Below are 19,442 nucleotides of genomic sequence, written 5' to 3'. Positions count from 1 at the left end.
AGAACTTCTTGCGAATGCATGGAATGCGCGCCCGGCCCCGGGCGTTGCACACGGCGTGACCGCAACGAATCGCAAGAGCATCGGCTTCCTCTCCTTCGGGCACTGGACGCCGTCGCCGCAGTCCCAGACGCGCAGCGCATCCGACACCCTCCTCCAGTCGATCGATCTCGCGGTCGCCGCTGAGGAGCTGGGGGCGGATGGCGCGTACTTCCGGGTTCACCACTTCGCCCGGCAGCTCGGTTCCCCGTTCCCCCTCCTCGCCGCGGTCGGTGCCCGCACCTCGACCATCGAGATCGGTACCGGCGTGATCGACATGCGCTACGAGAACCCCCTCTACATGGCCGAGGATGCCGGCGCAGCCGACCTCATCTCGCGGGGCAGACTCCAGCTCGGAATCAGCCGGGGATCACCCGAGCAGGTCATCGAAGGATGGCGCTATTTCGGCTACCAGCCGGGGGAGGGCCAGGATGATGCCGACCTCGCCCGTGAGCACACCAAGGTGCTGCTCGAGGTGCTGAAGGGCGAGGGCTTCGCCGAGCCGAACCCGCGCCCGATGTTCCCCAATCCGCCCGGTCTGCTGCGCATCGAACCGCATTCCGAGGGCCTGCGCGAGCGCATCTGGTGGGGTGCCGCGTCGAACGCCACCGCGCGCTGGGCGGCCGAACTCGGCATGAACCTGCAGTCGTCGACGCTCAAGGTCGACGAGTCGGGCGAGCCGTTCCACGTGCAGCAGGCGAAGCAGATCCGCGAGTTCCGCGACGCCTGGAAGGAAGCCGGACACGGCTTCGAGCCGCGTGTCTCGGTGAGCCGCAGCATCTTCGCCATCACCAACGACCTCGACCGCGCGTACTTCGGCGGCACCGGGGAGGGCAAAGACCAGATCGGCAACATCGATGCGAGCATGCGGGCCATCTTCGGTCGCAGTTACGCGGCGGAGCCGGAGCGCCTGGTGCAGCAGCTGGCCGACGACGAGGCGATCGCCGAGGCCGACACCCTCCTCCTGACCGTGCCGAACCAGCTGGGCGTCGAGTACAACGCCCACGTGATCGAATCGATCCTCACGGAGGTGGCTCCGGCCCTCGGCTGGCGGTAAGGGCTCACTGCCGGTCGACCTCGCGGGTCCCTCTCGGGTGCAGCGCCTGCGTACCCGGTGAACCAGGGCACGCGGGCGCCGGCGGAGGAATGACCCGGATTCATCCGCCGCCGCCGTCAGGTGGCTACGGACCGCCGAGCCAGTGGTCGATGCGGTGGTGGTCGGGGGCGAACCCGTGCTCGATTCCCCAGATCACCGCCTGCGTGCGGCTGGTGACGTCGATCTTGCGATAGATGCTGCGGATGTAGGTCTTGACGGTGTTCGGGCTCAGGTACGTGAGGGTTGCGACATCCGCATTGCTCTTGCCCTGTGTGATGAGCGCGAGGATCTCGGACTCGCGGTCGGTGAGGCCCTCGTGCCGGCCCGGCCAGTCGAGACCGAGCGCGCTGCTCGCCCGTCGCGGCGGTGTGCTGACGACGGTGTCGCCGGCGTGCACGGCTTCGAGCGCGGCTACCAGGTCGCGGGCGGCGAGGGTCTTCGAGAGGTAGCCGTGCACGCCCTGCTGCCGGGCGCTCTGCACGAGCTCGGGGTGGAAGTTCCAGGTGTAGACCACGACGCGGCTCGCGCGGGGGTTGCGCACGAGGGCACCGAGCTCCTGCTGGTCGGACTCGGGCTGGGCGAACGAGTCGTACAAGACGATGTCCACCTGGTCGTCGAGGGTGGCGTTCGCGTCGATCTCGCACACGAGGATGCGGTCGCGATAGTGGTCGAACATGTGGGCGAGCCCCGCCAGCACCACGTCGTAGTCGTCGACGAGGGCCACCCGGATGGGTCGTCCTTCGCTGGTGACGGTGCTCATGCCTTGACGGTACACCTGCGAGGGGAGGGGAAGACCACCCCTAGGGGTGACCCGGCCACCCGCGCGCCGTGCTTCGCTGAGATGAGTCGGCCCAGGTCGGCGGCGAGATGCGCACTCCGTGCATCCTGAACTCCAGAAGGAATCCCACCATGATCGGTCTCATCATCAGCCTCATCGTCATCGGCATCATCGCCGGGGCGCTCGCCCGTCTCATCGTTCCCGGAAAGCAGGACCTGTCGATCCTGATGACCATCGTGCTCGGGATCGTCGGATCGTTCGTGGGCGGCTTCCTCGGCTTCCTGATCTTCCAGCACGACCCGATGGACGGCTTCTTCCAGCCCGCCGGCATCATCGGCTCCATCATCGGCGCGATCATCGTGCTGCTCATCTGGACCCGCTTCGCCGGCCGGCGCGCAGTGCGCCGCTGACCCCCTCCCTCCTCGCCATCCGTCACTTCCGGCCCTTCCCGCGTGGTTTTAGGGCCGAAAGTGACGGATCAGCGGGGTTGCGCGGGAGTGTCCGGTCGAGTGGTGAGCTGAGTGCGGAAGAAGCGGTCGGCCTCTCGTCGAACGTGAGCCGCATCGCGTTCCCGCGGCAGCTGGTCGAACTGCTCTCCGAGACGCAGTTCCTCCTCGATGAATCGCTCCAGCAGCGGGGGAGCGGATCCCGCGCCGAGCTCGCGCGTGATCGCCTTCGCCGCCACGAGGTCGGTGATGGCATCGCTCACCGAGCGCTCGACGTCGCTCTCGGCCAGCAGGGTCGGAAGATCCATGGGCGGGATGACCGCCGACGGGTGCACGCGCAGCCACCGCAGTGCCATCACGGGCCGGAGCACGTAGAACACGCGTTTGAGTGACGGGCTGCCGGTCTTCTGCTGCTGAGCGACGTGCAGGTAGTGACGACCGATGGATGCGCGCTCCACGACCGCCTCGGCGAACTCCAGCATGTCGTCGCGGAACGTCGGCGAGCCCTCGTAGATGATCGGTGACCGGAGCCACTCGATCGCCGTGGCATTTCCCTTCGCGACGAGCTTCACTGCCTTCGCGAGATCCCACCCGTTCACGTCGAAGATCTCGTCGAGCGGGGTCTCGATCACATCGCGATCCGGCCAGAGGGAGAGGTAGTGGTCGGCCGGCCGGGCGAAGAGGAACCTGCAGTCGTAGTCGCTGTCGGGCGACGGGAAGCCCCACGCACGGCTTCCGCTCTCGATGGCCCAGAGGATGGTCACGTCGTGGGCGGAGCCCACGGAGTGGAGACGCCGATCGATCTCCGCGACCACGCCGGAATCGAGCGACTCGGGAACAGCACGCACCGGCACACCCCCTCCTCGCTCGTGGTGGTGCTCTTCAGGTTAGGCGCGCCGGCCGACGCGGCTATCGGATGAGGCAGGCGTGTCTCGGGACGACCGGTTCCTGTTTTCGGATGCCGCGAACATGCCCACAGCGAGGAATGATCAGCTTCAATGACGCCAGCTCAGGCGGCCAGGTGGAAGGTGGTCGCGAAGCGGGTGAGGAGGTGTTCGTGGCCCCGGAGGACTTCGATCGTGCCCGAATCGAGGGCGTGCTGCGGGGTGAGTTCGCCCGAGATGAGGTGGCGGATACCGGCGTCGGAAGAGAAGGCGAGGTCGACCGGGCCGTCGCCCGGTCGCACGTCGAGACTCGAGCCATCGACGCGGATGAGCAGCTCCGTGGAGCCGAGCCGCGCCGCGTAGGCCGTGGCCGGCAGCTCGAGGGCGACATCCGGGCGGAAGGCGCTGCGGAGGTCCATCGTCATCGATTCCGGAGTGATGAGCTGCTCGGGTCGCGGATCGTCGAGGGCCTTGAAGCCCCAGGCGCCCAGTGCCAGCACCACCGGTTCGAGCTCGCGGCCGTACGGCGTCAGCTCGTACACGATCACGCGTGACCGCGGTGCCCGCCTGATCACGCCCGCCGCCTGCAGCTCCTTCAGGCGCGCCGCGAGGATGTTGCTCGGGATGCGGTGCAGCCCCGCCGCGAGCTCTCCGTACCGGCGCGGTCCCACCAGCAGATCGCGCACGATCAGCAGCGCCCAGCGCTCACCCACGAGTTCCATGGCGCGGGTGATGCCGGAGTACTGCCCGTAATCGCGTGCGGCCATCGGCGTCCCGCCGTCCTCAGCCCTGCTGCTGCTCGGCGAAGGCCTCGGGGCCCTGCTCGGCGGCGACCGGGTCCATCCAGCCGAACTCGATGATGTTGCCGTCGGGGTCGGTGAGCTGCCGCTGGTACATGAATCCGTAGTCGGATGCTTCCTGCGCCTCGGTGCCGCCGGCGGCGAGCCCTGCCGTGACGGCGCTGTCGACGTCGTCGCGCGTGTCGACGAAGATCGCGGTGGACACCGAGACCTCTTTCGAGGGGTCACCGATCGGCCGCGAGCTGAAGGTCTGGAAGTACTCGCGGGTCAGCAGCATGAAGGCGCTGTGGTCGGGCTCCACCACGACGCAGGAGGCGTTGTGGTCGGTGAACTTCGGGTTGACGGTGAATCCGATGGCCGTGTAGAACGTCTTCGCGCGCTCCAGGTCGGTCACCGGCAGGTTGACGAACATCATGGTGGTCATCGTGGTCTCCTCGACGTAGGGTCCGTATGTGGACGCTGTACACACTTGCAAAAAACAAGCACGCCGTCAAGGCCGATGACATGAACGATCGTCGTCCCGGGCCCGATGTGCGACGCTGGACCGGGATCGCCGCCATAGCGGTCGGCGTGCTGACGCTCGCCGAGTTCGTGCTGCAGCTCGTGCTGTTCTCGCCTGCTCCGCCGATCGACTCGGCCGACGCGCTCAGCGCATCCGTGTCGTCGGCGGCGAATCGTCTCCTGTTCACCGCGCTGTTCGACACGTTCCTCCTGTCGGCGATCATCGTGTTCATCTCTGGCTTCCGTCAGCTCATCACGAGGATCCGGCCCGACCTGCAGTGGGTGACGGGCATCATGTACGGTTCGGGGCTGCTCCTGGTAGGGGTCACCCTGGCGGGCGACGCCTTCGAGGGTGCCACCGCACTCGACACGATCGGACTCGCGCCCGATCCGTCGTCACTCCGCGCCCTGACCGTCGGCGACACACTGATGTTCGGGACGATCGGATGCACGCTGACAGCGCTTGTCACCGCATCGGCCGCCTATGTCATCATCGCCTCCGGAGCGCTGCCGCGCTGGACGGGCCATCTCGCCTACGGCGTCGCCGCCCTGAACCTGCTCTCGCTGCCCACGATGTTCGGGGGAACGAGTCCTGATTCGTTCTTCGCCGCGGGCGGGGGAGCGACGGTGCTGCTCGCGACGTTCCCCTGGCTGATCTGGGTCGTCTGCGTCGGTGCGGCAGCCCTTCGAGACACCCACGGCACGACCCTTGCGCAATCGGAGCACTCCTCGTAATTTTTTGGGGAAGGCGTGATTCGGAGAGATCCTGCCCCGGGGAGGAGGCGCAGGATGCACTGGATCCACGACACGCTCGTCGCCCGCCCGGAGATCGTGGTGTTCGCCACCCTCGGCTTCGGATTCCTCCTCGGCCGCGTCACCGTGCGCGGGATCGGTCTGGGCACGGTGACCTCGACGCTGCTGGTGGGGGTCGTCTTCGGGGTGCTCATCGGGGGCGATCTCCAGGTCGCGCCGGTGAGGAAGCAGACCTTCTTCCTCCTCTTCCTCTTCTCGCTCGGCTACAAACTCGGACCCCAGTTCTTCTCGGGCCTCAGACGCTCCGGTCTCCCGCAGGCCTTGTTCGCCGTACTGACGGCTGTCGTGGGTCTGGCAGTGACAATCGGCATCAGTCTTGCGCTGGGGTACAACCCGGGTGTCGCAGCGGGGCTCGCCAGCGGCGGCCTGACCCAGTCCGCCATCATCGGAGTGGCGCAAGACGCCATCGGCGGACTGCCGGTCGATGCCGGTGCGGCCGCGCAGTGGAGCGACCTCGTGCCCGTCGCCTACGCGGTCACCTATATCTTCGGCACCGTCGGCGCGGCGCTGTTCATCTCCCTCCTCGCACCCCGCCTTCTGGGCATCAGAGATCTTCCTCTCGCCGCGCGGGATCTCGAACAGAAGCTCGGGTTCCGCGAGGATGCGCCGGATGTCCGGAGCGCGTTCGAGCCTGTCGCGCGACGGTCGTACCGCCTGGCCCCGGAGTTCGTGCCACGAACGGTGCGCGAACTCGAGGACGCTGCCTATGAGGCCGCGGGTTCGCACATCTACGTCGCACGACTGCGGCGAGGGGCGTCCGTGGTCGAACCCGACCCCGCGGAGGTCCTCGTTCCGAATGACGTGATCGTCATCACCGGATCCACGCCCGCCGTGATCGCCCAGTACCGGGAGACCAGCGGGGTCGAGGTCGCCGACCAGGAGCTCCTCGATTTCCCTGTGGAGGAGCTCGACATCGTCGTGACCAGCGAGGACGCGATCGGCCGTACGGTCGCCGACCTCCGCGGCGACTCGCGCTCACGCCGCATCTTCGCCACCCGGATCACCCGGGCCGGCCAGGTCATTCCGGTCACGTCGACGACGGTGCTCCGGGCAGGCGACGAACTGCGCGTCCAAGGTCCCGTGGAGCTGCTCGAGAGCGGCATCGCGGCCGTCGGCCGGCCCGAGCGCACAGATCCCAAGACCGACATCGTCACCATCGGATTCGGTATCGCTCTCGGTGCGCTCATCGGCGTGCCGAGCCTCCTGGTGGGAGACGTACCGCTCTCGCTCACCTCGAGCGTCGGAGTGCTGCTCGTCGGGCTCGTGCTCGGATGGCGGCGCTCGAAGCGTCCGACCTTCGGAAACATCCCTCCGGGGGCGCAGTGGTTCTTCGAGACCGTGGGCCTTGCGATGTTCGTCGCCATCGTCGGCATCGATGCCGGGCCGGGTTTCATCGAAGGGCTGAGCCAGTACGGCGTGGGCCTGCTCATCGCGGGAGCCGCCGTCACGCTGGTACCGCTGTTCGTCATGACCGTCGCCGGCCGATTCCTCTTCCGCAGGACGGAGCCGGTGCTGATTCTCGGCATGCTGGCTGGTGCGCTCACCACCACGGCCGCCGTGGGCGCCGTGCGAGAACGCGCTCGAAGCAGCATTCCACTTCTCGGCTTCACGATCCCCTACGCGGTGGGCAACATCGTCCTGACCATCGGTGGCGTCGTCGTCGTCGCTGCGACCGCAGGCTGACCGGAGGAGTTCACGTGCCGATTTCCCGTCTCTCGCGCGACGAGATCGTGAGGTTGCAGACCCTTTCCCCGTTCGAGCTCAAGGCGGAGCTGAAGCGCATCGCCGGCGAACACGAGTCGCGCACGGCGTTCCAGATGCTCAACGCCGGGCGCGGCAATCCGAACTTCATCGCATCCGCACCGCGTGAGGCGTTCTTCGCCCTCGGCCGATTCGCGCTCACGGTCAGTCGTGAGAACCGGGAGTGGCATCCGGATCTCATCGGGGTGCCGGAGAAGGACGGCATCGCCGAGCGTTTCGCCGAGTGGCTCGAACACAATGACGACGTGCCGGGGTCGGCGCTGCTGCGCCGCGTGCTCGACTACGGCATCGATCAGCTCGGGTTCGAACCCGACTCGTTCGTGTGGGAGCTCGCCGACTCGGTCATCGGAGACCACTACCCGGATCCCGACCGGATGCTCGCTCACGCCGAGGCGATCACGCACCGCTATCTCGTGCAGGAGCTGTGTGCCGGAGTCGAGCCGTCGACACCGTTCGATCTGTTCGCCGTCGAAGGCGGCACCGCCGCCATCTGCTACATCTTCGACTCGCTGATCACGAACAAGGTGCTCCGCAGGGGCGATCGCATCGCGATCATGACGCCGATCTTCACGCCCTACCTCGAGATACCGCGCCTCTCCGACTACGACTTCGACGTCGTCCACCTCGCCGCCAGCGAGGTGGACGAGCGGGGGGTGAACCTCTGGCAGTACCCCACCAGCGAGATCGACCGGCTCCGCGATCCCTCCGTCAGAGCCGTCTTCGTGGTCAATCCGTCGAACCCCCCGTCGGTGCGCATCGCCGATTCCACGATCCAGCAGATCTCCGACGTCGTGCGTCACCACAATCCGGGCCTGACGATCATCACGGATGACGTGTACTGCACGTTCATCGACGGTTTCCGTTCACTCCTCGCGGAACTGCCGCGCAACACCATCGGGGTGTACTCCTATTCCAAGTACTTCGGCGCAACCGGATGGCGGCTCGGTGCCATCGCGCTCAGCTCGGACAACATCATCGACGACGCGATCGCCGCCCTGCCCGAGCACGACAAGGCCGAGCTCGATGAGCGTTACGGCACACTCTCCCTCGCGCCTCGACACATCCGCTTCATCGACCGTCTCGTCGCCGATAGCCGCTCCGTGGCCCTCAACCACACCGCGGGTCTCTCCCTGCCGCAGCAGTGCATGATGCTCCTCTTCTCCGCCTATTGCGTGCTCGATACCGAGTCGGACTACCGGCGCGCCGTGCAAGCACTCATCCGCCGGCGGCTCGCCATGTTGACGGCGGGCATGGGAGTCGAGTTCCCCGAGGACCCGAACCGGGTGGGCTACTACGTCGAGCTCGATCTGCTGGGCTACGCCCGCCGCCACTGGGAGCCGGAATTCGCGCAATTCCTCGAGGCGAACTACGAGCCGACCGACATCCTGTTCCGGCTCGCCGAACAGACAGGGATCATCCTCCTGAACGGCGGTGGCTTCGAAGGCCCGCAATGGTCGATCCGCATCTCGCTGGCGAACCTCCGCGACGTTGATTACGCTCACATCGGCAGAAGCCTGCGCGCTGTCGCCCTGCAGTACGTCGAAGAATGGGAGACGACCAGAGGATGAAGCGCATCGTCGGCCGCGCGGTCTCACGCCTCCCCGCCACTCTCACCGTCGTGGCGGTGGTGCTCGTCGTAGGCCTCGTCGGTCAGGGGCTCTGGTCGGCGACGATCGATCAGCCCTGGTGGGAGCAGGTGGCCTTCGGTCTGCCGGCGTTCCAGGACGGTCGGTGGTGGACTCCCCTCACCGGCACCTTCTTCGTGGCGCATCCGGTGGGCTATGTCTTCGCCATCGTCGGCTTCTTCTGGATGGGCCTGCTCGAGTGGCGACGTGGATCGCGAGTCGCCCTGGCCTACTTCGGCGCCGGCCAGCTCGTCGCGGTGCTCGCGACGGCCGCGTTCCTCTGGGCTGCCGGCCAGCTGCCGTGGCCGTGGGCGGTGAACCTCGCCGGCCAGCTCGACGTCGGAGCATCCGGGGGCACGATGGCATGCTTCGCGGCGTGTGTCTCCCTCTTCGCCTCACCCTGGAGACAGCGGGGCTGGATCATTGTGGTCGGCTACGCCGCGATCGGCCTGCTCTTCCTCGGCACCCTGGCCGACCTCGAGCACGCGTTCGCGGTGGTCGCGGTCCTGGCGGTCGACCGCTCCTTCCGCGTGCAGCGCGCCAGCATCCGGGAGCGTCGGCTGCTCGCCTTCGCCGCCAGTCTCGCGCTCGGCGTCATCCAGATCGTCACACTCCTCGTTCCCACGGACGGGCCGTTCGGGCCCACCGCCGCGGCCGACGGCCCGTGGATCGAGGTGCTGATCGACACCGTGGTGATCCTGTCGGTGACGAACGGGCTCCGCCTCGGGCAGCGCTGGGCCTGGACCCTGAGCGTCATCTGGGCCGGGGTCAACGTGACAGTCGCCGTGCTCTACGTCGCACTTTCGCAGCTCGACCCCGTCGAGCTGCCCTTGACGTGGGGCGACGCCGACGTGACCGTGGCGACATCCGTTCTCTGGCTCGCATTCCTCGTGTATCTCGTCGCCACCCGGCACGCCTTCCGCGCGCATCGCCGGCGGCCGCTCGGAGTCGTGGGGTCGGGCCGCAGCGAGGACTCTGCAGCGGGTGCCCTGCCGACGGCGGACGACGCGCGCGCGATCATCAAAGCGGAAGGCGGCGGCACCCTGTCGTGGATGGCGACCTGGGAGGGCATGGAGTACTACCGCACCTCGAGAGGGTTGGTGCCGTACCAGAAGCACGCGGGAGTCGCCATCGTGCTGGCTGATCCGCTCGGACCACCGGAGGCGACGCACGTCAGTGTCGCGGAGTTCGTGCAGGCGGCTGAGCGCGATTCGCTGGTTCCCTGCTTCTTCAGCTCGAGCGCCCGCACGAGGGACGCCCTGCCGGACGGCTGGCGCGAGCTCATCATCGCCGACGACACCATCGTCGACCTTCCCGGGTTGGCCTTCACGGGAAAGGCGTGGGCGAGTATCCGCACGGCGCTCAACAAGGCCGAGCGCGAGGGCATGACGTTCCGGCTCACCACCTTCGCGAGCGAGAGCTGGGGTGTGCGCCAGCAGCTCCGAGCCATCTCGGAGGGCTGGGTGGGGGAGAAAGACCTTCCCGAGATGCGCTTCACGCTCGGTACGTTGCAGGAAGCCGACGACCCCGAGGTGCGGTTGGCACTCGCTGTGTCGCCGGCGGGCGACGTCGATGGCTTTCTCAGCTGGCTGCCGATGTTCGGCCCGCAGGGCGAGCACCACGGCTGGACACTCGATCTCATGCGGCGCCGCGACGGCGGGTTCGGGTCGGTCATGGAATTCCTGATCGGCTCGTCCGCGCGCGTGTTCGCCGACGAGGGTGCCGCGATCCTCTCGCTGTCGGGCGCTCCGCTCGCGCACGTGGCTGCCGACGACGAGGGGCGCATCGCGCATCTCCTCGGCCAGCTCAGCGGCATCCTCGAACCGGTCTACGGGTTCTCATCACTCCACACGTTCAAGCAGAAATTCAATCCGCGATCCGAGCCGATCTACCTGCTCTATCGTGACGAAGGCGACCTCACACGCATCGGCGCGGCGATCACCCGTGCCTTCCTGCCGGATGCGACGCTCCGGCAGTTCGCGGGCGCGGGCATCGACATGCTCCGGCGAGACTGAGCCGTGATGCTGACGGATGTCGCGACCGTGCTGCTCGCCGTGATCTCGGCGGCGCTCGTGGGATTCGTCGCGCGGCGCATCCTCGACACACCCGTCGGCTGGCCCCGAAGCATCGTCGTGGGGTTGCTCGTCTTCGTGTCGGGGTTGCCCTTCGCCTCCTGGGTCGTCGATCAGACCGGACTCCTCGACGACGGCACCGTCTCCGGCACCCGGCACGCGCTGATCGTGCTCGCGGTCCTGGTGCTTTCGGTGGCCTGGGTGTTCGCGCTCGGGCTTGCCGTGCTGGTCGCCCTCGAGGCGCTCTTCCCCACCCGGCCGCTGAGGAGTCCCGTCGCCGTGGTGCGAGCCGCGGTGCGGCAGCGTCGGCGCACCCGGCGTTACTTCCAGATCCTCTCCATCGCGTCGAGGCACGGCGCCGGCTGGCTGTTCCACGGCCGGTCGGGAGACGCCGGCGACCTCAGCACGAGCGCGCAGCGGGCGCAGGCCATCGTCTCGACCATCAACGAGTCCGGTGTCAGCTTCGTCAAGCTCGGCCAAGTGCTCTCGACGCGGCGAGATCTGATTCCGGAGCCGTATCTCGGGGCCTTGGCCCCCTTGCAGTCGGGCGCGAGCACCCTGCCGTGGGAGACGGTGCGGCCACTCATCGAGGAGAGCATCGGGGCTCCACTCGAGACCGTCTTCAGGTCGATCGACCCGGAGCCGCTGGCCGCCGCATCCGTGGCCCAGGTTCACGCGGGCGTGCTGAACGACGGCACTGCGGTGGTCGTGAAGATCCAGCGGCCCGCCGCGCGGGCGCAGGTCGAAGCCGATGTCGACATCATCCTGCGTCTGGCGCACCGCGCGGAATCGCGCACGCGGGCCGGTCACGATCTGAGGCTCGAGAACATGGCCAAGGGATTCACGACCACGCTCCTCGACGAGCTCGACTACGGGATCGAGGCATCGAACACGGAGATGATCCGAAGCGTGCTCGCTCTCATCGCGGAGGACGACCACGGGCGGAGCATCCCGATCGCGGTTCCGCAGATCCATCGCGAGGCGTCCGGGCCACGGATGCTGACGATGGACCTCATCGACGGAGTTCCACTGAGCCGCGCCGCGTCGCGACTGAGCGATCTGACGGCCGGGGCGCGCGAGCACCTGGCCGTCTCGCTCATGACGACCGTGATCGAGCAGATCCTCGTGCACGGCGTGTTCCACGCGGACCTCCACCCGGGCAACGTCATCCTGCGCGAGGACGGTTCGCTCGGTCTGATCGACTTCGGCGCCGTCGGCGTCATCGAGCGCAGCCAGCGCCAGCACCTGGCCGCAGTGATGCTGGCCGCGACGAGCGAAGACGATGTCGCGGCGACCGACGCCCTGCTGCTCATCGTCGACGTTCCGGACGATGTCGACCTCGACGCCTTCCGCCACGACATCGGGGTCGTCCTGACCTCGCAGCGGCACCTCCCGTCGGGTGACGGTTCGATCTTCACCCGTGTGGTCGACGTCATCCGTCACCATCGCATCGCCCTCCCGGCGGATCTCGCGTCGGCCTTTCGCAGTTTCGCCACTCTGGAGGGGTGTCTCACGGTGATCGTGCCCGACTTCGATCTGGTCGAGCGGGCGATTCCGGTGGTTCCCCGGGTGCTGCGGCACATGGTCTCGGCCAAGCAGGTGGCCACGAGCGCCCAGGCGCAGGCGGCCGTGACCGCCTCCCTGGTGCGCGGTCTGCCCCGACGACTGGACACGCTGCTGTCGGGCCTCGAAAAGGGATCTGTGGGAATCACGCTGCGGGCGTTCCGCGACGAGTCCGGTCAACGGTTCCTTCGGGAGATCACATCGGAGATCGTGGGAACGCTGATCTCCATCGCCGCCGTGGTGGTGGCCGTCGTGCTCCTCGTCACCGACACGAGTCCGGAACTGGCGACCGGCCTGCGGCTCTTCGACCTTCTGGGAGCTCTGATCGGCTTCTTCGGGTTCCTCGGTCTGCTCCGCGTGGTGCGGCAGATCTTCGTGCGCCGTTCCCGCCGGTAGGTGTTCGAGCGAACGGGCACGATGGCCGCGATCGGGCGCGGCGCTCGCGAAAGCGGGGCAGGATGAGACGGTGACCTCCTCGCCCGATCGCGCGTCCTCTCCCCGGAAGTCGGTGCTCGTCGTGGGCGCGGGGATCTCCGGACTCGCCTGTGCGAGAGCGCTCCTCGCCACCGGCGTGAGCGTGCGGGTCGTCGATCGCGGGCGCAGACCCGGGGGCCGGATGTCGGGACGCACCCTGCACGGGCGCATCGTCGATCTGGGGGCCTCGTATTTCACTGTTCCCGAGGGCTCCGGGTTCGCGGCGGTGGTGACCGGCTGGGAGAAGAAGGGCCTGGCCCGACCCTGGACCGAGTCGTTCGCGGTACTCGGGCGCGATCCGATCGAGGATCCTGAGGCCCGCCGCGCCGACCGGACCGCCGGAACCCTGCGCTATGCCGCCCCTCACGGTCTGCGCTCCCTCGTGATCGACCTCGCCGAGGGTGTCGAGGTCGAGACTGGGCGCACCGTCGAGCACGTCGACGACGACGGATCCGTCGACGGCGAGTTCTACGACGCCGTGGTGCTCGCGATGCCGGAACCCCAGGCCGCCCGGCTTCTGGGTGCGTCTTCACCGTCGCGCGCGCAGCTACGCCCGGATGCCTGGGATCCCGTGGTGGCCGTGGCGCTCGGCTACCCGCGCGTGCTCTGGCCGGCCGATCTCCACGGTGCGTTCGTGCACGGCTCCTCCGTGCTCACCTTCCTGGCCGACGACGGAGACCGCCGAGGAGACGGCGCAGCGGTGATCGTCGCGCACACCTCGGCCGGCTTCGCGCGCGACCATCTCGAGCGCCCGGAGAGCGCGGTCGATCCGGTGACCGCCGAAGTCGGAGCGGTGCTCGGTCTCGATCCGGGCATCCGGCCTGACTGGACCCACGCGCACCGCTGGACCTCCGCCCGCACCAGCGCGCCGCATCCGCAACCCTTCGCCCTGTCCGGCACGGTCGGCGTGTGCGGGGATGCTTGGGGAGGACGGTCGTCGGTCGCCACCGCGTGGCAGTCGGGCGATGCGCTCGGACAGGCTCTCGCACTCCGGCGATGATTCCGATCGCAGGAATCGCGCGAGTCAGCTCTCGTCGAGCTGACGGACTCTCCGCAGGATCAGCTGGTCGAGCAGTCCGTCGGGGAGGTGCTGACCCGATCCGAGGTGGATGGAGCCCTTCGTGGTTCCGAGTCCCGCGCCCTCGGCCACCGCGGTGTACTCGCCGAGTGCTCCGAACGGGTAGATGCCGATGTGCTTCTTGGTGCTCATGACCGAGATCAGCCCCTTGCCCTTGTAGAGCAGCGAGGGCATTCCGTATGAGAGCCCCTCGACGGCATCGGGAACCAGCTCCGACGCGCGCGCATAGATCTCGGCGATCACCGACCGCTCGGGCTCGCCGAGCCCCGTGATGTAGTCCTGCACTTCGCCGGCCATGGCTCAGCCGCCCACGCGTCGTTCTCTGGTGCGCAGGATGCGCGCGCGGAGGGCGCACAGGCCGCCCAGGGCGAAACAGCCGAGAGCGATCGCGATGGCCGTCTCCCACCAGGAGTTGCCGCTCAGGAGGTTGGCGAACAGCACCACCAGCCCGAGCCCGTTGAGGGCGAGCGCGGCGTAGGAGAAGTGCATCGAGGTCCAGGTGCGTCGACCTTCGCCGGACGGACGGGGAGTGGTCGGCATCGTTTCCAATCGGGGGCGGGTGGCTTGCCTCGAATCTACCGTCTGTTGGCCGGCACTCATCAGGCGCTCTGCGCGATGTGGGCGCGTGTCACGCGCTTGCGGAAGACCCAGTAGGTCCAGCCTTGGTAGGCGAGGATGAGGGGCAGGGCGATCAACGCGACCCAGCTCATGATCGAGAGAGTGTAGGGCGAGGAGGACGCGTTCTGGATGGTGAGGCTGTTCGCGGGGTCGTTGGAGGCGGGCATCACGTCGGGGAACAGCGCGAAGAACAAACTCAGCACCGCCACCCCGATGGTGAGGGCCATGAGGCCGAACGCGAGTCCTTCGCGGCCGCGGAGGTTCGCGACGAACGACGCGATCAACGCGACCGCGGCGCCGGCGGAGAGCAGCATCGATGCGAGAGTTCCGTAGGCCAGGGAGGTCCAGAGCAGGAACGAGGCCGCGACCACGATCGTGACCGCCCCCGACCGCACGGCCAGGGTGCGGGCCCGGGTGCGGATGTCGCCGTCGGTCTTGAGGGACACGAACACGACCCCGTGGGTGAAGAACAGCAGCAGTGTCGTGAGGCCGCCGAGGAGGGCGTAGGGGTTCAGCAGGTCGAACAGGGTGCCGGTGTAGTTGTGGCCGGCATCCAGCGGGACACCGCGCACGATGTTCGCGAACGCGACTCCCCAGAGGAACGCGGGTACGGCCGAGCCGATCACGATCATCCGGTCGAAGCGTTTCTTCCACGCCGCTTCGGGGCGTTGGTGGCGGTACTCGAACGAGACGCCGCGGAGGATGAGGGCGGCGAGGATCAGCAGCAGTGGGAGGTAGAAGCCGCTGAACAAGGTCGCGTACCACTCGGGGAATGCTGCGAACAATGCCGCGCCGGCCACGATCACCCAGGTCTCGTTCAGATCCCACACCGGCCCGATCGTGTTGATCAGCACCCGCCGGTCGGTGTCGTCTTTGCCGAGGAACGGCAACGACATCCCCACGCCGAAATCGAACCCATCGAGCACGAAGTACCCCACGAACAAGAAGCCGACGATACAGAACCACAGAATTGTCAGATCCATCGGAATCTCCTAGTAGACCGTCGAGGGCAGGGGCGGGCGGTCGCCGGAGGCAGAGGCGTCGTCGTGATCCGGGTCGTCCACGGCGGCGGGCTCGGGACCTTTCTGGGCCGCACGCTTGATCAACCCGAACTCGACGACCGCGAGAGCCCCATACAGAAGGGTGAACACGATGAGGGAGATCAGCACGTCGACGCCGGTGATGTTCGGCGACACGGCATCCGAGGTCTTCAGCAGGCTGAACACGATCCACGGCTGCCTCCCCATCTCGGTGAAGATCCACCCCATGATCATGGCCGCGAGCGGCAGCGGGAAGGCCCAGATGCCCACCCGCCACATCCAGCGGTGCTTCGGGCTGCGGCCCTTGCGGGTGAGGAACAGTCCCGTGATCGCGGTCACCACCGACACGAGTCCCAGGCCGATCATCCACCGGAAGGCCCAGTAGGTGACCCAGATCGTCGGCGAGTAGTCACCCGGCCCGTAGAGCTGCGTGTACTGCGCCTGGAGGTCGTTGATGCCCTCCACCGTGCCGTCGAGCGTGTGCGTCGAGAGGAACGAGAGCAGGTAGGGGATGCGGATCGAGAACAGTTCGCTCGTGCCATCCGGAGTGCCGAGCGTGAAGATCGAGAAGGATGCATCCGCCCCCGTCGAGGTGGTGTAGAGCGCCTCAGCCGCCGCCATCTTCATCGGCTGCGTCTGCACCATCGCGAGCCCGAGCTGATCGCCGGTCAGCACGGTGAGGATGCCGGCGCCCACCATCGTCCAGAGGCTGAACTTCAGCAGCGGCCGCATGACGTCGAGGTGCTGGTTGCGGTAGAGGTGATAGCAGGCCACCGCGATCAGCAGAGCGGCGCTCACCATGAAGCACGCCACGATCGTGTGCGGGAAGGCGGCGAGCGCCACCTTGTTGGTGACGACCGCCCAGATGTCGGTGAGCTCGGCCCTTCCCCGGCCCTCGTTGATCTGATAGCCCACCGGATTCTGCATGAACGCGTTGGCCGCGATGATGAAGTACGCCGACAGGATCGATGCGACGGCGGTGAGCCAGATCGTGGCCAGGTGCACGCGCCTCGGCAATCGGTTCCAGCCGAAGATCCAGAGCCCGATGAAGGTGGCCTCGAGGAAGAATGCGAGCAAGCCCTCCATCGCGAGCGGGGCACCGAAGACATCGCCCACGAAACGCGAGTAGTCGCTCCAGTTCATGCCGAACTGGAACTCCTGCACGATGCCGGTCACGACGCCCATGGCGAAGTTGATCAGGAAGATCTTGCCGATGAAGCGGGTGAGTCTGAGGTACTTCTCCTTGTTCGTACGAACCCACACGGTCTGGAAGACGGCCGTGGTGGTGGCCAGACCGATGGTGAGCGGCACGAACAAGAAGTGATAGATCGTGGTGAGGCCGAACTGCCAACGAGACAGGATGAGGGGGTCCAGGAGATCTTGCACGGAGCCAGACTCTCGGCTCGCTGTCAGGTTCGATGGGACTTTGGGCCCACGAGGTCCGAGGTACTACTCCGACCGCATCAGCATCCCGAGGTCGCGCAGGCTCTCGGCCGTCTCCACGATCGTGTCCTCGGCCGGACGGGGGCGGAAACCCAGCTCGCGCTTGGCGCGCTCGTTGCGGATGACGAGGGGCGCCGGTTCGTCGCCCGGCAGCTCCGTCGTCGGCACACGCTGCGCGAGGGGTCCGAGCCGGTCGCGCAGCACGGTGGCCACGTCGAGGAACGACATCGTGGGCCCGTCGGCGAGGGCGAGATAGCGCTTGCCGGCCGCATCCGGGGTCGCCATCCCAGCGATGTGCAGGGCGGCGACATCGCGCACATCGGCGATCCCGAAGAGCTGGCGGGGAACGGCCTGCATCGTCCCATCGAGCATCGCCGTGAACATCTGCAGTGACGACCTCGCGGTGGCCGTGAGGGTGGGGCCGGCGATCCAGGTGGGGTTCACGACGACGAGCTCCATGCCGTCGCCCTCCTCGTCGATGAAGGTCCACGCGGCGCGCTCCGCGAGCGTCTTCGAGAGTGGATAGGGCGCCAGGCCCGGGGTCTCAGGATCGGTCCAGTCGCTCTCGTCGTAGTCGCGCACGGGCTTCGGTGAGTAGCCCACCGCCGCGAACGACGAGGTCAGCACCACCCGGCGAACGGATGCCGCGCGTGCCGCGCGGAGCACCCGCAGCGCGCCGTCCCGGGCCGGGCGCACGACCTCATCGAGGCCGGTGGTCAGAACCATGGGGGAGGCGAGGTGGTAGACCTCCTCGATGCCGGCGACGGCCTCGGACCAGCCGTCGTCGGAGAGCAGACCCGCCTCGACGAACTGCAGGCCGCTGTCGTCGGCTCCACTTCGGCGCACGGCCATCCGGATCTCGGCCTCGCTGTCGCGGGACCTCACGGTGCCGCGCACCTCGGTGCCGCTGAGGAGCAGATCGGCGATGAGGCGGGTGCCGAGGTAGCCGGACGCGCCGGTGACGAGAACGCGGGTCATCGCAGCGCCGCCTGCAGGTCGGGGAGGATCGCCTCGACGCGCAGGTGCGCCTCGGCTTCGGCGGCGGCATCCGCGCGATCCCGGGCATCCCACAGGTCGGCCTTCGAGCGGAGGTAGTCGAGATGGACTCTCAAGGTCTCGAGCTCCTGCTCGACACGCGCCGCGTGGCGGAGCAGGAGATCGCGCTGCTCGCCGGCCCTGGCCTGGCCGAGGGCGCGGTTCGCCTGATAGGTGCGCATGTCGTCGATGCCGACGCCCATGGCGCGGAGGCACGCGAGCGCCTGAATCGTGTCGAGGTCGTGGTCGCTGTAGCGGCGGTGACCGCTCGACTCGTCCCGGGCGATCGGGCCGACGAGGCCCACTTCTTCGTAGTACCGCAGTGTGGGCTCGGGGAGCCCGCTCTGCCGGGACGCCTCCTGAATGGTCATTCGTGTCATGGAGAGAGTCGACCATACTTCAAGCGCTTGAAGTCAAGGCGGCTGCTGTGGAGGAGGTCAGGCGAACGGGTGGGCGCCGATCACGGAGAGGAGTCGCAGCTTCTCATCGGATTCCGAGCCGGGAACGGCCGTGTAGACGAGCAGCGCGTGCGACTGCACGGGATCGATCAGGGTCTGGCAGCTGAGTTCGAGCGCTCCGAGTTCGGGGTGCACGAAGTTCTTGCCCACCTGCGGGCGGATGCCCACCTCGTGGCGCTCCCAGAGCGCGCGGAACTCCTCGCTGAGGGGGAGCAACTGCTCGACGTACCTCGCGGCGCGCGATCCGGGCCCGCGACGGGTCATCACCTCGCGGAGACCCGACACCCACAGTCGCGACAGGAACTCGTGATCGCTCTCGGCATACAACCGCCGGCTCGCCGGGTCGGCGAACCAGCGGAAGCCGATGCTGCGGAAAGGCCCGCTGAAACGGGTGGTCTCCCCGGTGAGCGCGACGCCCAGAGGGGTCTGGCGCAGCGTCTCACCGAGCTCGGTCACGATCTCGGCCGGGGTGTCCTGCAAGCGATCCAGGATGCGGAGCAGTCCGGGGCTGATGTGATCGCTCGACGCGCCCCGCGCCGGCGGCCGGTGGCCGGCGAGCTGGAACAGGTGGTCGCGCTCGTCGACGGAGAGATGCAGACCCTGCGCGATCGAGGCGATCATCTGCTCCGAGGGATGCGGGCCTGTGCCGCGCTCGAGTCGGGCGTAGTAGTCCGTCGACATGTGCGCGAGCAGCGCCACCTCTTCACGGCGGAGGCCTTCGGTGCGGCGTCGCGGACCACGGTGCAGGCCGACATCCTCGGGCTGCAGCGCGCTGCGTCGGCGCACGAGGAACTCGGACAGGCCTGCTCTGTCGATCGGCACGGCTCCTCCTCGGGTTGTTCTTCCTTCATACAGCCGGGCGGCACCGCTGAACAGTGACTTGGCGAGTCCTGGATGAGTCGCACGAGGTCGGCGAGAGTC

The 19,442-nt window shown here is 67.8% G+C and carries 19 protein-coding genes; 8 read left to right on the top strand and 11 right to left on the bottom strand.

Annotated elements, in window-relative coordinates; genetic code table 11:
• The first annotated feature begins 55 nt into the window (after positions 1–55).
• Positions 56–1,093 (top strand): LLM class flavin-dependent oxidoreductase, encoded by a 1,038-nt coding sequence (locus tag EPO52_RS13840; protein ID WP_290807472.1) that lies wholly within the window; start codon positions 56–58, stop codon positions 1,091–1,093.
• A 124-nt stretch (positions 1,094–1,217) separates the two neighbouring features.
• Here the strand turns inward: EPO52_RS13840 and EPO52_RS13835 are convergent, their stop codons facing one another.
• A complete protein-coding gene (locus tag EPO52_RS13835; protein WP_290807470.1) occupies positions 1,218–1,892 on the bottom strand; it encodes a response regulator transcription factor in 675 nt (224 codons plus the stop codon).
• Between the two features lie 149 nt (positions 1,893–2,041).
• Between EPO52_RS13835 and EPO52_RS13830 the strand changes: the two genes are divergently transcribed.
• Entirely contained in the window at positions 2,042–2,320 is a 279-nt protein-coding gene (locus tag EPO52_RS13830) for a GlsB/YeaQ/YmgE family stress response membrane protein (protein WP_290807468.1), read from the top strand.
• A 68-nt stretch (positions 2,321–2,388) separates the two neighbouring features.
• On the opposite strand, the gene EPO52_RS13825 is transcribed toward EPO52_RS13830, so the two are convergent.
• From EPO52_RS13825 to EPO52_RS13815, 3 genes are all read right to left on the bottom strand, one after another.
• On the bottom strand, positions 2,389–3,210 hold the full coding sequence (locus EPO52_RS13825; protein ID WP_290807466.1) for a nucleotidyltransferase domain-containing protein: 822 nt from the start codon (positions 3,208–3,210) through the stop codon (positions 2,389–2,391).
• A gap of 155 nt (positions 3,211–3,365) precedes the next feature.
• Entirely contained in the window at positions 3,366–4,007 is a 642-nt protein-coding gene (locus EPO52_RS13820; protein WP_290807464.1) for a winged helix-turn-helix transcriptional regulator, read from the bottom strand.
• A 16-nt stretch (positions 4,008–4,023) separates the two neighbouring features.
• A complete protein-coding gene (locus tag EPO52_RS13815) occupies positions 4,024–4,464 on the bottom strand; it encodes a VOC family protein (RefSeq protein WP_290807462.1) in 441 nt (146 codons plus the stop codon).
• A gap of 80 nt (positions 4,465–4,544) precedes the next feature.
• Between EPO52_RS13815 and EPO52_RS13810 the strand changes: the two genes are divergently transcribed.
• The 6 genes from EPO52_RS13810 to EPO52_RS13785 all read left to right on the top strand — a co-directional run bounded on the left by EPO52_RS13810 (position 4,545) and on the right by EPO52_RS13785 (position 13,849).
• On the top strand, positions 4,545–5,276 hold the full coding sequence (locus tag EPO52_RS13810) for a hypothetical protein (protein WP_290807460.1): 732 nt from the start codon (positions 4,545–4,547) through the stop codon (positions 5,274–5,276).
• Between the two features lie 54 nt (positions 5,277–5,330).
• A complete protein-coding gene (locus EPO52_RS13805; protein ID WP_290807458.1) occupies positions 5,331–7,037 on the top strand; it encodes a hypothetical protein in 1,707 nt (568 codons plus the stop codon).
• Positions 7,038–7,051: 14 nt separating this feature from the next.
• A complete protein-coding gene (locus EPO52_RS13800) occupies positions 7,052–8,683 on the top strand; it encodes a bifunctional aspartate transaminase/aspartate 4-decarboxylase (RefSeq protein WP_290807456.1) in 1,632 nt (543 codons plus the stop codon).
• On the top strand, positions 8,680–10,755 hold the full coding sequence (locus EPO52_RS13795) for a DUF2156 domain-containing protein (protein WP_290807454.1): 2,076 nt from the start codon (positions 8,680–8,682) through the stop codon (positions 10,753–10,755). Before EPO52_RS13800 ends, EPO52_RS13795 begins: the two co-directional genes overlap by 4 nt.
• Positions 10,756–10,761: 6 nt before the next feature.
• Positions 10,762–12,771 carry an AarF/UbiB family protein gene (locus EPO52_RS13790; protein ID WP_290807453.1) on the top strand — a complete coding sequence of 670 codons (2,010 nt, stop codon included), beginning with the start codon at positions 10,762–10,764 and terminating at the stop codon, positions 12,769–12,771.
• Between the two features lie 70 nt (positions 12,772–12,841).
• Complete coding sequence (locus EPO52_RS13785; RefSeq protein WP_290807452.1) at positions 12,842–13,849, top strand: FAD-dependent oxidoreductase; 1,008 nt, start codon at positions 12,842–12,844, stop codon at positions 13,847–13,849.
• A gap of 24 nt (positions 13,850–13,873) precedes the next feature.
• Here the strand turns inward: EPO52_RS13785 and EPO52_RS13780 are convergent, their stop codons facing one another.
• From EPO52_RS13780 to EPO52_RS13750, 7 genes are all read right to left on the bottom strand, one after another.
• Complete coding sequence (locus EPO52_RS13780) at positions 13,874–14,224, bottom strand: DUF1801 domain-containing protein (protein WP_290807450.1); 351 nt, start codon at positions 14,222–14,224, stop codon at positions 13,874–13,876.
• A 3-nt stretch (positions 14,225–14,227) separates the two neighbouring features.
• Positions 14,228–14,467, bottom strand: coding sequence for a hypothetical protein (locus EPO52_RS13775; protein ID WP_290807449.1), 240 nt, complete (start codon positions 14,465–14,467; stop codon positions 14,228–14,230).
• Between the two features lie 59 nt (positions 14,468–14,526).
• Positions 14,527–15,528, bottom strand: a complete 1,002-nt coding sequence (cydB, locus tag EPO52_RS13770; RefSeq protein ID WP_290807447.1) for a cytochrome d ubiquinol oxidase subunit II — start codon at positions 15,526–15,528, stop codon at positions 14,527–14,529.
• Between the two features lie 9 nt (positions 15,529–15,537).
• The gene (locus EPO52_RS13765; protein WP_290807445.1) at positions 15,538–16,971 is read right to left on the bottom strand and encodes a cytochrome ubiquinol oxidase subunit I; all 1,434 of its coding nucleotides are present in this window, start codon (positions 16,969–16,971) and stop codon (positions 15,538–15,540) included.
• Positions 16,972–17,034: 63 nt separating this feature from the next.
• The gene (locus EPO52_RS13760) at positions 17,035–18,006 is read right to left on the bottom strand and encodes an NAD-dependent epimerase/dehydratase family protein (protein ID WP_290807443.1); all 972 of its coding nucleotides are present in this window, start codon (positions 18,004–18,006) and stop codon (positions 17,035–17,037) included.
• The gene (locus tag EPO52_RS13755; protein ID WP_290807441.1) at positions 18,003–18,443 is read right to left on the bottom strand and encodes a MerR family transcriptional regulator; all 441 of its coding nucleotides are present in this window, start codon (positions 18,441–18,443) and stop codon (positions 18,003–18,005) included. The genes EPO52_RS13760 and EPO52_RS13755 overlap by 4 nt, the downstream gene beginning before the upstream one ends.
• A gap of 57 nt (positions 18,444–18,500) precedes the next feature.
• Entirely contained in the window at positions 18,501–19,343 is an 843-nt protein-coding gene (locus EPO52_RS13750; protein WP_290807439.1) for a helix-turn-helix transcriptional regulator, read from the bottom strand.
• Between the last annotated feature and the right edge of the window lie 99 nt (positions 19,344–19,442).

The organism is Herbiconiux sp., from assembly GCF_004297105.1.
Lineage (GTDB): Bacteria > Actinomycetota > Actinomycetes > Actinomycetales > Microbacteriaceae > Herbiconiux.
This window is presented reverse-complemented; position numbering and strand designations above follow the sequence as displayed.

Coding starts and splice junctions, on each gene's coding strand:
- EPO52_RS13835 (WP_290807470.1), bottom strand. CDS start 1,892: ATGAGCACCGTCACCAGCGAAGGACGACCCATCCGGGTGGCCCTCGTC.
- EPO52_RS13830 (WP_290807468.1), top strand. CDS start 2,042: ATGATCGGTCTCATCATCAGCCTCATCGTCATCGGCATCATCGCCGGG.
- EPO52_RS13820 (WP_290807464.1), bottom strand. CDS start 4,007: ATGGCCGCACGCGATTACGGGCAGTACTCCGGCATCACCCGCGCCATG.
- EPO52_RS13815 (WP_290807462.1), bottom strand. CDS start 4,464: ATGACCACCATGATGTTCGTCAACCTGCCGGTGACCGACCTGGAGCGC.
- EPO52_RS13810 (WP_290807460.1), top strand. CDS start 4,545: ATGAACGATCGTCGTCCCGGGCCCGATGTGCGACGCTGGACCGGGATC.
- EPO52_RS13805 (WP_290807458.1), top strand. CDS start 5,331: ATGCACTGGATCCACGACACGCTCGTCGCCCGCCCGGAGATCGTGGTG.
- EPO52_RS13795 (WP_290807454.1), top strand. CDS start 8,680: ATGAAGCGCATCGTCGGCCGCGCGGTCTCACGCCTCCCCGCCACTCTC.
- EPO52_RS13790 (WP_290807453.1), top strand. CDS start 10,762: ATGCTGACGGATGTCGCGACCGTGCTGCTCGCCGTGATCTCGGCGGCG.
- EPO52_RS13780 (WP_290807450.1), bottom strand. CDS start 14,224: ATGGCCGGCGAAGTGCAGGACTACATCACGGGGCTCGGCGAGCCCGAG.
- EPO52_RS13775 (WP_290807449.1), bottom strand. CDS start 14,467: ATGCCGACCACTCCCCGTCCGTCCGGCGAAGGTCGACGCACCTGGACC.
- cydB (WP_290807447.1), bottom strand. CDS start 15,528: ATGGATCTGACAATTCTGTGGTTCTGTATCGTCGGCTTCTTGTTCGTG.
- EPO52_RS13760 (WP_290807443.1), bottom strand. CDS start 18,006: ATGACCCGCGTTCTCGTCACCGGCGCGTCCGGCTACCTCGGCACCCGC.
- EPO52_RS13755 (WP_290807441.1), bottom strand. CDS start 18,443: ATGACACGAATGACCATTCAGGAGGCGTCCCGGCAGAGCGGGCTCCCC.